At 32.9% G+C, this 14,977-nt stretch carries 17 protein-coding genes; 3 read left to right on the top strand and 14 right to left on the bottom strand.

What is annotated here, in order from left to right; all coding sequences use genetic code 11:
* Window positions 1-2: 2 nt before the first annotated feature.
* From U9966_RS03075 to U9966_RS03065, 3 genes are all read right to left on the bottom strand, one after another.
* Window positions 3-761: an MlaA family lipoprotein gene (locus U9966_RS03075; RefSeq protein ID WP_306348624.1), complete on the bottom strand. Its 759-nt coding sequence runs from the start codon at window positions 759-761 to the stop codon at window positions 3-5.
* A 250-nt stretch (window positions 762-1,011) separates the two neighbouring features.
* Complete coding sequence (gene srmB / locus U9966_RS03070; RefSeq protein ID WP_306346331.1) at window positions 1,012-2,328, bottom strand: ATP-dependent RNA helicase SrmB; 1,317 nt, start codon at window positions 2,326-2,328, stop codon at window positions 1,012-1,014.
* A gap of 108 nt (window positions 2,329-2,436) precedes the next feature.
* Complete coding sequence (locus U9966_RS03065) at window positions 2,437-3,057, bottom strand: LysE family transporter (protein ID WP_306346332.1); 621 nt, start codon at window positions 3,055-3,057, stop codon at window positions 2,437-2,439.
* 325 nt (window positions 3,058-3,382) lie between these two features.
* Here U9966_RS03065 and U9966_RS03060 point away from each other — a divergent pair, with 325 nt between their 5' ends.
* Window positions 3,383-4,297: a YiiG family protein gene (locus tag U9966_RS03060; RefSeq protein WP_306346333.1), complete on the top strand. Its 915-nt coding sequence runs from the start codon at window positions 3,383-3,385 to the stop codon at window positions 4,295-4,297.
* Window positions 4,298-4,348: 51 nt separating this feature from the next.
* Here the strand turns inward: U9966_RS03060 and U9966_RS03055 are convergent, their stop codons facing one another.
* The 8 genes from U9966_RS03055 to U9966_RS03020 form a co-directional block, all read right to left on the bottom strand.
* On the bottom strand, window positions 4,349-4,831 hold the full coding sequence (locus U9966_RS03055) for a phosphatidylglycerophosphatase A family protein (RefSeq protein ID WP_306346334.1): 483 nt from the start codon (window positions 4,829-4,831) through the stop codon (window positions 4,349-4,351).
* Window positions 4,832-4,852: 21 nt separating this feature from the next.
* A complete protein-coding gene (gene thiL / locus U9966_RS03050; RefSeq protein WP_306346335.1) occupies window positions 4,853-5,806 on the bottom strand; it encodes a thiamine-phosphate kinase in 954 nt (317 codons plus the stop codon).
* 10 nt (window positions 5,807-5,816) lie between these two features.
* Entirely contained in the window at window positions 5,817-6,230 is a 414-nt protein-coding gene (gene nusB / locus U9966_RS03045; RefSeq protein WP_211599085.1) for a transcription antitermination factor NusB, read from the bottom strand.
* 231 nt (window positions 6,231-6,461) lie between these two features.
* Window positions 6,462-6,668, bottom strand: a complete 207-nt coding sequence (locus tag U9966_RS03040) for a hypothetical protein (protein WP_211599086.1) — start codon at window positions 6,666-6,668, stop codon at window positions 6,462-6,464.
* 49 nt (window positions 6,669-6,717) lie between these two features.
* Entirely contained in the window at window positions 6,718-7,791 is a 1,074-nt protein-coding gene (pilQ, locus tag U9966_RS03035) for a type IV pilus secretin PilQ (protein ID WP_306346336.1), read from the bottom strand.
* Between the two features lie 4 nt (window positions 7,792-7,795).
* Entirely contained in the window at window positions 7,796-8,155 is a 360-nt protein-coding gene (locus tag U9966_RS03030) for a hypothetical protein (RefSeq protein ID WP_306346337.1), read from the bottom strand.
* A 146-nt stretch (window positions 8,156-8,301) separates the two neighbouring features.
* Window positions 8,302-8,814, bottom strand: coding sequence for a hypothetical protein (locus U9966_RS03025; protein ID WP_306346338.1), 513 nt, complete (start codon window positions 8,812-8,814; stop codon window positions 8,302-8,304).
* Window positions 8,796-9,539 (bottom strand): hypothetical protein, encoded by a 744-nt coding sequence (locus U9966_RS03020; RefSeq protein ID WP_306346339.1) that lies wholly within the window; start codon window positions 9,537-9,539, stop codon window positions 8,796-8,798. Before U9966_RS03020 ends, U9966_RS03025 begins: the two co-directional genes overlap by 19 nt.
* A 109-nt stretch (window positions 9,540-9,648) precedes the next feature.
* Here U9966_RS03020 and U9966_RS03015 point away from each other — a divergent pair, with 109 nt between their 5' ends.
* Entirely contained in the window at window positions 9,649-12,228 is a 2,580-nt protein-coding gene (locus U9966_RS03015; protein WP_306346340.1) for a penicillin-binding protein 1A, read from the top strand.
* A 59-nt stretch (window positions 12,229-12,287) separates the two neighbouring features.
* The gene (locus tag U9966_RS03010; protein ID WP_306346341.1) at window positions 12,288-13,043 is read left to right on the top strand and encodes a class I SAM-dependent methyltransferase; all 756 of its coding nucleotides are present in this window, start codon (window positions 12,288-12,290) and stop codon (window positions 13,041-13,043) included.
* 42 nt (window positions 13,044-13,085) lie between these two features.
* Here U9966_RS03010 and U9966_RS03005 read toward each other — a convergent pair whose 3' ends face one another.
* The 3 genes from U9966_RS03005 to xerD form a co-directional block, all read right to left on the bottom strand.
* Entirely contained in the window at window positions 13,086-13,580 is a 495-nt protein-coding gene (locus U9966_RS03005) for a helix-turn-helix domain-containing protein (RefSeq protein WP_322631709.1), read from the bottom strand.
* 91 nt (window positions 13,581-13,671) lie between these two features.
* Window positions 13,672-13,965, bottom strand: coding sequence for a DUF5389 family protein (locus U9966_RS03000; RefSeq protein WP_306346342.1), 294 nt, complete (start codon window positions 13,963-13,965; stop codon window positions 13,672-13,674).
* A gap of 3 nt (window positions 13,966-13,968) precedes the next feature.
* Window positions 13,969-14,862, bottom strand: coding sequence for a site-specific tyrosine recombinase XerD (xerD, locus tag U9966_RS02995; RefSeq protein ID WP_306346343.1), 894 nt, complete (start codon window positions 14,860-14,862; stop codon window positions 13,969-13,971).
* Window positions 14,863-14,977 lie beyond the last annotated feature (115 nt).

Below are 14,977 nucleotides of genomic sequence, written 5' to 3'. Positions count from 1 at the left end.
GATTAGTCTATCCCTTCCAATTCGGCTTCTGAGAATTGTCTCTCTTTCACTTCTTCTTGCTTTGGCTTTCCATCTCTTAATTCAAAGTTTTTATGCTGGAAATAAGCCTCACGAACAATGATATAAGGATCTTGAGATTGTTTTAATATTTCATCTTGCTCTAATAATTTGGCTCTTTGATCTACGCCATCCACCACTTTCTTACCAATTGTTGCAGGGAAAGTGAGTAAAGATAAAATAGGATAAGTGTAATCTACTTCAGACAAGAGATCCCTTGGTGATTTAGGTCCAAGAATTGGTAACATAATATAAGGTCCATCCCCCATTCCATATTTACCTAACGTATGAGAAAAAGTGCGTACTTCTTTTAATTTTAAAGGCTCACTAGAACTCGCAAAGTCAATTAATCCCCCTAAACCAAAAGTACTATTTATTAAAAAGCGATTAAGATGTACGACCGCTTTTTCTGCATCACCTTGCAATAAGCGATTTAAAAAACTAGCAGGTTCTGCCAAATTACTTGACACATTTGTTAAGCCGGTTTTTATTGGACTTGGCATATAATCACGCCACCCTTTTGCAACAGGTTTTAAAATATAAGGATCTAATACTTTATAATTCACTGCCCACATCGCTCGATTAAATCCTTCTAACGGATCTTTTCTTGCTCCTGTTTCAGGATCGATAGAAGAACAAGCCGTTAAACTGATCATTGCGAATGCAACAAGCCATTGTTTTAAATTCTTTTTAAATTTCATCATAAATAACGCTCTATTTTCTCTCATTGTAATGTTTATATTGTACTCAACTTTAGTATAAACGCCATCATTTATTTGTAACATAATTTAGGTTTGCTGAATATATTGCCCCCCTCCTAGCCTCCCCCCGCAAAGCGGAGGGAGGAATTTTTTTTGCATAGTCGGGAGAAAATTCTCACCCTAGTTTTCAAAACAAAGAACTACCCAAATTCCCTCCTCCGCTTGCGGGGGAGGGTTAGGGAGGGGGTATAATTTATGTTTTAGGAATTTCCGCCTTAGGTTTTCTACGTTTACCAATATTTTTGGTATCCTTCGTTCGAATTTTGACTTTTACTTTTTTCTCGTCTTTTTTAGTCTCTCTCTTTTTCTTTATTCTTGCTTTCTCTTTTTTCGATTTTGAGGCTGTTTCACCGTCTTTTGGTGCTTTAGTGCGAGGCTCTAACCCTTCAATAATACGTGCTTTCAACACTTCATCAGTATAACGTTTAATTTTTCCTAATAATTTATAATCGTGGGCTTCAACCAGTGAAATAGCACTGCCTTTTTTACCTGCTCGAGCAGTTCGCCCAATTCGATGTAAATAAGCATCAGCGTTATAAGGCAAATCAAAGTTAATCACAAAATCTATATCATCGATATCAATCCCCCGTGCAGCAACATCTGTTGCAACCAATATATTTACTACACCCTCTTTCAAACGCTCAATCGCTTGAGTACGCAAAGTTTGCGCCATTTCCCCCTCAAGGTAAGTTGAACGTAAACCACGCTTACGTAAAATATCACTCAATTCACGGGTCATTTCACGACGACGTACAAATACAATCGCTTTCTCTACATTATTTTCACTAATAAAACGGGCTAACTGCTTAGTTTTATGCTCTAAATTATCACTATGATAATACCATTGGGTAATTTTCTTACGTTCACGACGACTCGGATCTGCATCAATATGTTCTGGTTCAGTCAAAATACGATCTGCAAAATCTGTGAGCAAATCACCTTCAAGGGTGGCTGAAAATAACCACGTATGTTTACGCCAACGTGTTTCGGCAGCTATGGTTTCTGCATCTTGTCCATAGCCCATTTGTAACATTCTGTCGGCTTCATCAAAAATTAAGATTTCAACCGCACGACAATCAAAATTTTCTTCTTTAATATATTGTAATAATCGACCAGGGGTTGCTACCACAATATCTTGATTATGGTTAAACACTTCACCGTGATTTTGATACGCCACACCACCTGTAATAGTGGCAATATCTAAATGAGTAAATTCCGCTAACTCTTTTGCCTGCCCTGACACTTGCATTGCTAATTCACGGGTTGGCGTTAAAATTAAAATACGTGGTGGACCTGAATGTCTACGAGGATAATCTAATAAATGTTGGATCGCTGGCAATAAAAATGCCGCTGTTTTCCCTGTTCCTGTTGGGGCTGAACCCAGCAAATCACGTCCTTCCATAGCTACTGGAATGGTATTTTGCTGAATGACCGTTGGTGTTTTATACCCTTTTTGCTTTACCGCTTTTAATAATTCTGGCGCTAAATCGAGTTCTTCAAATGTTATCATTTTAATTTATTTCCTAACTTGTTTGCTTTGTTTCGATCAAATAATTTTTTATTTAACAGACTAGTTTAACACTCTTTAACTATTATTAGGTAAATTTTATTTATTTCTTTAAACAAAAAACAGTAGTCCATTATAAATCAAATTCAACCCAAAAAAGAGGAAAACTAGCCCCGCTACATTATCAATATAGCGGTTATATTTTGCATAAAATTTACAAATAACTTGACGAGAGAATAATAGTGCAACGAGGGAAAAATAGATTAAAGTACTAAAAAACAAAATGGCTAATACTGAAAAATAATCTTCAATATTAACAAGTTGTGCAGTATAACCAGATAATATACTACTAAAAAAAACCACCGCTTTTGCATTAGCAAGATTAATCATAAATCCATCTAAAATTTCTTTTTTTGCAGATGTTTTTTCAGTAAAAGCTCTTTCATCAAATTGAGCATTTTCTTTGACCCTTACCATTTTAAAACCCGTATAACCTAAGAAACTTCCCCCTAAAATCATAATAAGGTAGTTCAAAAAAGGCACATCCTTGACCAAAAGTCCTAAGCCAAAAATAACCACAATTGCCCAAAAAGCCACCCCTAAGGAGATACCAATTGCCGCAAATATGGCATTACGACTATTACTACTCGCCGCTCGACGACTAATATAGAAAAAATCAGGACCTGGGCTTACTAATCCTGCTAGCTGTACAAAGAAAAGGGTTAATAGCATATCAATTTTCCTATCAAAAAATCTAAGTTTGTTAAAGCATATATTACAATCTAAGTATTCTCAAATACTATTTTTATCATAATACTAAAAATAGTATTATCGTAAAGAAAGACCTCTGACAGTCTCCACTGCATATTTGTTTTATATGAAAATTTATACTAGAATGTTAGACAGTAGTATAATTTTTGTTACAAAAACTAATGGAAATTAGCTACAAGATTGTAGCTATTGTAGCTATTGTAGCTATTGTAGCTATTGTAGCTATTGTAGCTATTGTAGCTATTGTAGCTATTGTTAAATAGTTTAAATCTGAAAAGGATAAAAAATGAAAACATTATTCAAAACCATCGTAATTGCTACAGTAGCAATGTCGTCTCAAGCATTCTCTCAAGACCTATCAGTAAAAACCAATGCCTATATTAAATGTTATAACGGAATTTCAGGTCGAGCTATCGACAGCATAAATCGTTATGAAAGCTGGGTTAAAGATATGAAAAAAGGTCCAACGGGTAAAGAAAGAATTGTTTATGGACTTTATACTTTACATGATCACGTTATCAAAGACTGTAAAGAAAATATACCAGTAGCCGTTGCAGTGGAGCCTAAGCAAGAAGAGTTAGATCAAGCGGCAGATAATTATTTAAAAGCAACATTGTCTTTAAATGAAAAAATTAATGAAGCAAATCGTTATTATGATCGTGAAAACTATAAAGATGACAATTTTGCCAAAGGTAAAAAAATGCATAAGCCATTAGCTACCGCTATGGAAAATTTTCTTAAAGCTCACGATGAACTTTCTAAACAGCTAGAAGAAGTTAATAATAATGCAATGAAAGCCCAGTTGGTAGAAATAGAAAAAAACTACGGCAAAAAATTTAATTATTGGATGCTTTCAACGATGATAGAAGCAAAACCAGCAGTTAACCTTTTATCTAAAGAACAATTTGATGTAGAAAAAGCAAAATCATTGATAAGTGCTTATGAAGACAGTGCTGATAAATTAATTGAGCAAATCAAAGCGGATACATCTGTAGAAATGGCTCGCTATGCGACTTTACCTATGACGATTGATAACTATCGCAAAGCACTTAAAGAACGTATGCGTCGAGTAAGAGATAAAAAACCTTATTCCACTGGCGAAAAAATGCAATTAAACCCAAGTTCTGGTTGGATGGTAAATGGAAGTCCTTATAAAGTAATGGATACCTATAATAAATTAATTGAAGCAGTTAATCGCTAATTTTAATTAATAAGCACCACAAAAATTAACAACAATTTTTGTGGTGTTTTTTTATAGGGAAAATAATACAAAATGGAAAATATAAAGTGTCACTAAAGAATAAACAGCCGCTAAAATATCATCAACCATAATTCCTAATCCCCCTTTTAGGGTTTGATCAAACTGTTTTATCGGATAGGGTTTAACAATATCAAAAAAGCGGAATACCATAAAAGTGAGCCCATAAAAGATATAATCGTATTGAGGTAAAAAAGCAAAAATTAAAAAGATGGCAACAATTTCATCCCATACAATACGCCCATCATCGTGAATACCTAGGTCTTGACTGGTTTTTTCACAGATATAGCAACCTGAAATAAAAGAAATTACAGTAAAGATCATAAAAAAAAGCGGGGAAGCGGTAAGATTCCATAACAAAATTGCAAAAATCATACCAACTAATGTTCCCCAAGTACCTGGGGCGGGCTTGATTAAACCTGAACCAAAACCAAAAGCGAATAAATGAATGGGATTTTTGAGATTAATCGGTTTCATTATTTTGTTACCTTTTATTTTTTATGAAAAATGGTCAAATCCTGCTTGTACAGGAAACGGCTCTTCTTTACCCTCTCTTAATAAAGTTAAGCCAGATTGGGTGATTTTACCAATACAGCTACATTTTATGTTTAAGTGAGCAATGGCTTGCTTAAAAGCCTCTACCTTGTTAGGAGAAATAGTAAAGCAAAGTTCATAATCTTCCCCTCCCGTTAAAGCAAAAGTTTCTGCTAGTCGTGGATATTCATTTACAAGCGGTAATGACAGGGGTAAATCTTGCAAATTCAGTTCTGCACCACATTGACTACGCACTAAAATATGCCCTAAATCTGCCAACAGTCCATCTGAAATATCAATCGCACACTGCGAATATTGATTAAGTAACAGACCTAGTTCTATCCTAGGAGTAGGGTTTAAATGACGTTGTAATAAGTATTGTTGTTGCTCTGTGTCATTTTTAGTTTGATTAAATAATAGTGCTAAACCTGCTTTACTGTCACCGAGTGTTCCTGATACAAAAATCAAATCATTCAGTTGTGCTTTATGACGATATAACCCCGTACCTTTGTCTAATACCCCTTGAGCGGTAATTGTAATGGATAATGCACCTTTGGTTGTGTCACCGCCAATTAATTCTACATTGTAGTGATCTAAAATAGCAAATAACCCTTTGCTAAATTCGGCTAACCATTGATGTTCCACCTTTGGTAAGGTTAAAGCTAATGAAATCCATTTGGGTATTGCCCCCATTGCCGCCAAATCACTTAAATTGACAGCAACAGATTTATAGGCTAAATCATAAGGAGAGATCTCAGGAAGAAAATGTGTTCCAACAGCTAAAGTATCTGTGGTAATGGCTAACTGTTGTTGTGATGCTAATTCGATGATGGCACAATCATCGCCAATCGCTAATACAGAAGATTGTTTTGCTTTCTGACGATTAAAGTAGTGCTTAATTACATCAAATTCATTCATTTTAGAAATCTTATTTACGCCCTAATGCAGGTGCTAATTTATCTAAAATACCGTTTACATATTTATGGCTATCATCAGAACCAAATACTTTAGCCACTTCAATCGCTTCATTGATCACCACTTTATAAGGTACATCAAGTTGGAATTTTAATTCATAGCTTGCTACTCGTAAAATGGAATATTCAATAGGATCAAGATCATCTTGGCTACGATCTAAATAAGGTTGAAAAGCTGCATCAACCTCTGTGATATGTTCAACTGTACCACGTAATAATTTAAGAAAATAAGGAACGTCAACACCTTTCATATCTTGATCTGTCATAAACGAGACTTCAACTTCTTCAATTGAATTTTTAGATATAAACCAAGAATAAAGTGCTTGTACCGCACATTCACGAGCTCGACGACGTGGAGAAACTTTCATATAACCTCTATAAAGTATAATTTTGCAAAATTTGTTAAAGATCTAACCGCTTGCTGTATTATTTTTAAACAGGCGGTGGAACGGTAGCGAATTCTATCATAAATTCAACGGATAGGGGAAAATATTAGACTGAGAGAGTGACCGTCTTTTATAAATCATTTAGTAGAAAAATGCACATATAATGCAAATAAAAGACCAAATAATGCAATAACACCTGATACAATCGTTAAACTATCCATTTTTTGCTCCTTTGTTTATTAAATATAAACCTGTAACCATTGAAATACTTGCAGATAGAAAAGGAAATACCTCAACATTATTATTTTGTACAAATGGCGTAATCACTGCAATAGCAACAATAATTTTGGTAAAATCAAGTAATAATTTACCCGCTTCTCTTATTGTTTCTTTTTTTATTTTAACTAACTCTGATTTCATTTACAAACTCCATAATAAGTAAACTATAAAAACTTTTCAGCCAATATTACTACTGAGGATTAATTATATGTGGCGTGACAAAAATGACGAGTTCACGTTTAGCCACCTTATCTTTGGTATGACTAAATAAATGCTTTAATATCGGTAGGCTTCCTAATAAAGGTACTGCATCTTTTTCCTTAGAAAGCATATTTTGAAAGATCCCTCCAAGTACAATCGTTTTACCATTTTGAGCTAAAACCTGTGTTTTAATTTCTTGTTTATCTATAGTCACCCATTGCTGACTACTTGCTGTTGCTGTATTTGGTGCGTTTTGAGTAACTAATAAATCCAGTAAAATTTGATCATTTTGAGAAAAATGAGGAGTAACTTCAAGCCCTAAAACTGCATCACGAAATTCAACATCAGTAATATCCCCTTTAGCATTACGCTGTGGATAAGCAACCTCTGTTCCTTGCTTGATACTCGCTTTATTCTCATTTGTTGTAATTAAACTTGGACTAGCAATAATTTCCACACTATTTTCTTGTTCTAATGCTGTTAATTCTAGATCTAATAATCTATTGTTCAAACTCGCAATTTGAATAACTGCAGAAGCTGCATTGCTGACCACTGGAAAATTAACATTTAAATTATTTGCTGAAAACCCATTCCCTTCTAATTTTCCACCAAATTGATGAGAGTTTGCAGTTGGACTAAACATTCCCCATCGAACACCTAATTCTTGTAAATGTTCACTACTGATAGTCACTACTCTTGCTTCAATAGCAACTTGCCTAATGGGTTTATCTAATTTTTTTACTAATGCGGTTAATTTATTTAAAATCCGATTACTTCCTTTTAAAATCAATGTATTTGTTTGTTGATCAAAATGAATATAACCGCCATCTAACAAGGTTCCTTGTCCTTTAGTTAAACTTTCAATAATATCTTTTGCTCTCGCATAATTTAAATGAATGCTTTTTACTAAACCCTCTTTATCAACAATATCAGGTTCACTTTCATCTATATTATATTCTTCAACTGTGACTTTGTTATCCATAATTTCTTTTTCTTTATAAAAAGGATCAGCATAAATATAACAACTCAAAAACAAACACATTAACAATACTAACTTTTTCATTATTTTACCTTTCTAATATGGATAAACTTAGTACACACTGCACTAAATGATTTTCATTTATTTTTATTAAGTTAATTTCATTAAAATAAATATTTTGGGCATTACTTATTTGAATAATCACATCGACAACATTTTTAAATTTTTGATTAAAAACAACATCAATAATATTATTTTCTTTATTCCATAAAATACTTTCAATATTCATTTTGTTTTTAACTAAAATACGTTTAACTTTTTGATTAATTTCTAAAGGAGAATGATTATCCATAGAAACCACTTTTAATTGTTCCAATTTTTTATCAAGACTTGAATTCTTTGCTTTATATTTTTGAAAAGTATCAAACTGTTTTTGTTGATATTGCATATTATGAAAAATATCATATAGAGGGTAACTTATAATCAACAATCCTATCAAAATAGAGATTTGTATCTTGTGTATTAAGGTCGCCTCAATAAAAAGATAAATATAACTACTTGGTTGAAAATAATACTTTTTTATTTTATTCATCTTTATATAAAACTCACTTTAATAATAAATTCTAATTGATTATCACTGTTAGTTTGTAGCATATTAATACTAAAATTTGTATTTTTAATACGTTTTAAATAAGCTGATATTTTTTCAAAATCTTCTTGTTTATTTAACTTTCCTAAAATCAAAAAATAATCTGTTATATTATGTTTAATATTAATTTCATTCACTGTACCTTCAATGGGTAGATTTTGAAGTTTATCCAGTATCAATTTTATATTTTGAGCATTAAGAAGATTTTTTTGCATTTTTTTGTTATTAAGAAAATTATTTAATAATGCTTCTTTGTTTTTAATTTTAAGATTAAATTTATTATTTTGCTGTTGATAATATAATCCATTTGTATAAAAGTTATTACTGTATATTTTTATCATTACCGCCAATATAATAAAAATAACAATCAAAACCATATAATAAAAATATCTTTTTTTAATCTTATTTAGCCAATTTGTTTGATGATAATTTGTTAAATTTATACCTTGCCATTCCATAAGCAGGCTCCTAATGCTATTATATATAAATAAGGATCAATAATTTTCTGATCACTAGGTAACGCCAGTGTAATAATTTTTTCTTTTTCTATTTGTGATAAATTTTGTATTTTTTCAATAGTAAGTAACCGCTTATAACCAGTGAGTTGTGATAATTTTTCAATAGATATCTGGAAAAGCTCTGTTTGTTTAAACTGAATAAGTTGATTTTTAAATAAATAAGTATCTTCTCTACTACTTTCCCCCTTGTTATCTAATTGTTGATGGACTAAATAATCGATTCCCCTACGATAACAATAAAGTTCGCTGTCTAAAACCATCTGCTTATTGAGACTAAAATCTGTTTCATTATTTTTAATAAGTGCATAAATAATCACTCTATAAATATTCTCTGATTCTTGTAATGCTATTTGATAATCAAAATAGATCTCCTCAATAGAAACAGGAACCTCTTGTTTTAATACCTCAATAATTTGGCGATATATCATTGCCTTATTATAATAATGAGGGAAAAAAAGGTATTTTCTCCAAATAAAGCGGTCACTCATACTTTGAATTATACAAATTTCTGATTTCTCTCTCTTTAAAATATCTAATAATCTATTACTGTCTTTTTCATACCATTTTGTACAAATTACTTGATCTTCAATGGAAACCACACAAAAGTATTGCTCATTTTGGCTTAATCCCAATTTTTTATTCTGTAATTTTGTTTGAAATAACATCTATTGTTTTTCCTTTTTAGTGCATTTTAAGGTATGATCGTAAAATTAAAATAGGCACTATTATTGTGCTAAAATTACTTATTCGTCATTAACAAAAAGAGTTTTCTCGATGAAGATCACAAAAATAATATTAAGCACTTTACTTTCTCTTATTATTCTCGCTGCTATTGGTGGGGGAATAACCTATGTTCAGCTAAAAGCAGACCTACCTGAAATTAATTCCTTAAAGGATTTTAAACTGCAACAACCAATGCAAATTTATACCTCTGATGGAAAATTAATTGGAGAAGTAGGTGAAGAACGCCGTATTCCTGTTAAATTAGCAGATATTCCACAGCAACTTATTGATGCCATTATTGCCACTGAAGATACGCGTTTTTATGAGCATAGTGGATATGATTTAAAAGGTATTGCACGTGCTGCTGTAGCCCTATTAAAAGGTGGGCGAAAACAGGGGGCAAGTACTATTACTCAGCAATTAGCTCGAAATTTTTTCTTAACACCAGAGAGAAGGCTTGCTCGTAAATTAAAAGAGTTAATTTTAGCAACAGAAATTGAAAAGGTAATGAGTAAAGATGAAATTTTAGAATTATATCTAAATAAAATTTATTTAGGATACCGATCTTATGGTGTTGCAACTGCGGCTCAAACTTATTTTGGAAAAGAATTAGATCAACTGACTCTTTCCGAAGCAGCGATTATTGCAGGACTTCCAAAAGCCCCTTCTACAATGAATCCTATTTACTCTGTGAAACGAGCAGAAAAACGCCGCAATACCGTATTATGGCGAATGCTACAAGTAAAAAAAATTACTCAAGAACAGTATGAAAAAGCTAAAGCAGAACCAATTCTTTCTAAATTTCATAAAACAATTTTAGATTTTCGTGCTGAGTATGTCACTGAAATGGTGCGTAAAGAAATGGTAAAACGTTATGGTGAAGAAGCGACTTATACCAAAGGTTTTAAGGTTTTTGCAACTGTTTTATCAAAAGATCAATTTGAAGCACAGAAAGCATTAAGAGAAAATTTAATTAAATATGATAAACGTCACGGTTGGAGAGGTGCGGTAACACTTTGGAAGGAAAATAGCGCAGCGTGGAATGAAGAAGATATTATTGAACATTTGAGTAAACTCCCTATTTCTGAGCCTTTTGTAAGTGCTGCTGTCTTGAATGTTACCCCAAATAAAGCACATATTTTGTTAGCTGATGGTGAAGAGGCAGACCTTCCATTATCTGGAATGAAATGGGCAAGAAAATTTATCCATAAAAATAAAAAAGGATCATCTCCTACTTCTGTGAAGCAAGTATTAAAAGTCGGTCAACAAATTTGGGTGAGAGCAATACAAAATAAACAAGGCTCTACTGATTGGGAACTTGGACAAATTCCACAAGTTAATTCAGCATTAGTTTCGTTAAATAGTAATAACGGTGCAATTGAAGCTGCTGTCGGTGGATTTAGTTTTGCACAAAGCAATTTTAATCGTGTCACACAATCAATGGTGCAAGTCGGTTCTTCTATTAAACCCTTTATTTATACTGCTGCGATGAACAAAGGATTAAGCCTTGCAACAACACTAAATGATACACCAATTACTATTCGTAAAGCAGGTCAAGAACCTTGGGTTCCTAAAAACTCACCAAATATTTATGAAGGAAAAATGCGATTACGTGTTGGATTAGGAAAATCCAAAAATGTAATGATGGTAAGAACGGTGAGAATGGCGGGCATTGATTACATTGCTGAATATTTACAACGTTTTGGCTTTAATCGAGATCAGTATAAAGCAACTGAAGCTTTAGCTTTAGGAGCTGCATCATTTACACCATTAGAGATGGCTCGTGGCTATGCTGTATTTGATAATGGAGGATATTTGATTGATCCTTTTATCATCGAAAGAGTTGAAGATTATCAGGGCAATGAACTCTATAAAGCAAATCCCCGTATTGCTTGTATTTCTTGTAATGATATTCCTGTTATTTACCCTGAACCGACCTATTTTGATTTTGTAAAAGAGGATGAGGATGAAGTTGTGGATTCACTTTCAACATCAGATGATAATAATATTACTGACCTACAAATAGAGCCTACAACAAAGAAAGAAGATCCTAGCTTAATGGCAACCGCCTCTGAAACAGAGCAGACTATTCGTTATGCTCCTCGTGTCATTAGTGGAGAACTCGCATTCTTAATGCGTAGTGCATTACATTCAGCCGCTTTCGGTGAGAGAGGGCAAGATTGGAGAGGTACAAGTTGGCGAATAGCGCAGCAATTACCTCGTAAAGATGTTGGTGGAAAAACAGGAACAACTAACAATTCTAAAGTAACTTGGTATGCGGGTTTTGGCTCCGATATTGTAACGACTGTTTATGTTGCTTCTGATGATAATAAAGAACTCGGTAGAGGAGAAGCGGGTGCAAGTACAGCACTTCCAGCTTGGATTAAGTATATGAAAGTCGCACTTTCTGATAAACCACAACGTGCTGAAACTATACCACCCAATATTATTAAAGTAGGAATTGATGCTCAATATGGTTTACTAGGTGATGATTTAACAGAATATTTTATTAAAGGTACAGAACCTAAAAATAAATATATTATTGAACAAGGTTATCAAATTCCAGTAACCAATCCAAATTCTCAATCAGGTTTAGATTCACCAGAGATAAAAACCAAAGAATTATTCTAATTAATCATTAAAGCGAGTGTAAAAACTCGCTTTTCTCATTTATAACAAAAATACTTATTATGAAAACAAGCATTTACGATAAATCTGTATTCTTTGAACGCTATCAACAATTAAGAACCAATCCAATGAGTTTGAATGAAGTTGTGGAAAAACCGACAATGTTCTCACTCCTTCCAAATTTAAAAAATAAACGAATATTAGATTTAGGCTGTGGAACAGGTGAACATTTACACTATTATCTTCAACAAGGTGCAAGTTATGTGTCTGGTGTAGATTTATCTCAATCAATGCTAAATCAGGCTCAACAAAATTTTGCAAAAAATAAAATAAATCCTACCGCTTATAAATTACATTGTTTAGCAATGGAGCAACTAAAACAACTTGATGAAGGTAATTTTGATTTAATTACCAGTTCTTTTGCCTTTCATTATATTGAGAATTTTCCACAGCTTTTACAGGATATAAAAACAAAGCTTAACTTAAAAGGCTCACTTATTTTCTCACAAGAACACCCAATAGTTACTGCTCATAAACAAGGAAATCGCTGGGAAAAGAATATGGATAATCTACAAATAGCATATCGCTTAAACCATTATAGAGATGAGGGAGAAAGAGAGAGAAATTGGTTTAAACAACCCTTTAAAACTTATCATCGCACAATGGCAACAATTTTAAATCAATTAATCCAAACAGGATTTGAAATTGAACAAATAGAAGAACCAATGCTAATAGATCAACCACAATGGCATAATGAATTTAAAGATCTCACACACCGCCCACCATTACTTTTTGTTAAAGCAAAGTGGAAAGACTGAGTTTTATTTTATAAACCCAGTCTTTTTAAGTTATGACCATCGTTATCTTTTATTTAAATACTTCTCTAATTGACGTTTTTCCCACTCCACACCTAAAGGGGGTAACCAATCAAACGTTTTTAATCCTCGAATTATTAACCCCAATCCCCAGCCTAAAAAGACCCAGTGTACCCACCAACTATTAGGTGTAGCGGTTAAATTAATTATCAATAAGATACTCATCACAATAACAAACACAAATAGTTTGATATAAAAACGCTTAATATTACGTACTTTTTGATAAGCTAACTGTTCATCACGAGTAAGTATTAACTCATTGCTATTGTTTGAAGACGATAGTGTTTCAGTTTTCATTGTTAATGCTCCTTTTAAAGTTGAAAAATCCACTTCAAAAACAGAGGCTAATGATTTTACTGATTCGTTACTGGCTGTCTTACCATTTTCAATACGCTGAATTGTTCGAGTACTTAAACCGCTCATTTCAGCAAGCTGTTGTTGAGACCAACCTCGTTCTAATCTTAATTTCTGTATAATCATTATTCTTCTCCATTCATTAAGTGGATTTTCATATTAACAACAAAGTTCAGAAGAAAGAACGACACAGGGACGACATCTATATGACACTCTCTTAAATTAAGCTAAAAATATAACCCCAATACCCATAAGCACCGATAAACGCCACCAAAAGTAATTGCTTTGCTAACTTAACATTGGTTTTATACAATTTAAATAAAAGATAAGCGATAGTAAAAAGAATAAACGGATAAACCCAAAGGGAAATAGATAAGAGATTAAGTTGTAAAGAACTAAATTGAATATGATTAGATAATGCAGGTGTAAGTAATAATGCTAACGGCCATAAAGCACAAGGTAAACATAAGCCACCTAATGCCCAACTAAATTTTGAAAATGACGAATTCATTGCTTATCCTCTTGGATGATATTTTTGATGAAGTGATTGTAACCGAGATTTTGCCACTTGGGTATAAATTTGCGTAGTTGAGAGGTCACTATGCCCTAATAACATCTGTACCACCCTTAAATCTGCACCATAATTCACTAAATGTGTCGCAAAAGCGTGCCGTAAAATATGGGGGGATAATTTATCGCTCTCAATATCAGCAAGCAAAGCATAGTGTTTAATACGATGCCAAAAAGTTTGACGAGTCATTTGTGTCCCTCTACGACTTGGAAATAACACATCAGACTGCTCATTTTTTAGTAATAAAGGACGTCCATACAGAAAAAACTCATTAATCCAATAATTTGCTTCTTCACCAATGGGAACAAGTCGCTCCTTATCCCCTTTACCAATCACACGAACCACACCTTGTCGTAAACTCAAATTTTCCAATGTTAGCGAAACTAATTCTGTCACACGCAATCCTGTTGCATATAACAGCTCTAACATCGCCTTGTCTCGTAACTCAATTGGATCCAGGGTATTAGGTGCATTTAATAAATCTAACACCTTCTCTTCACTCAAAGATTTAGGTAGCCGTTGAGATTTTTTAGGAGACATCAAGGTTGCAGTAGGATCATCACTACGATAATTTTCTAAATATAAAAACCGAAAGAATTTACGTAAACAACTTAACATTCTCGCAGAACTAGACGCTTTATACCCCTGCTCCAAACGTTGTCCTAAGAAACTTTGTAAATCAAAATGATCTAAAGTCAAAAAATTGTGTTTATCAGATAGCCACTGACTAAAAAGTTCTAAATCTTGTCGATAAGAAGCAATAGTATTCTCTGACAATCCGTGTTCTTGCCATAAACTATCTAAAAACAACTCAATAATGGGGTCAAGTTTCTTCACAAGCGGTAAGATCCTGTTAAAAATTTACAAATTACAGAAGATTATAATATAAAACTATTTAGTAATACTATTTTGATTGTAATATTTGAGCGTTTTTTTATTTTTCACTGTCTTT

This window comes from Pasteurella atlantica, assembly GCF_963693435.1.
GTDB classification, from domain to species: Bacteria; Pseudomonadota; Gammaproteobacteria; order Enterobacterales; family Pasteurellaceae; genus Phocoenobacter; species Phocoenobacter atlanticus.
The sequence above is the reverse complement of the archived record's forward strand: the minus strand, read 5'-3'. Positions and strand labels throughout refer to the sequence as shown.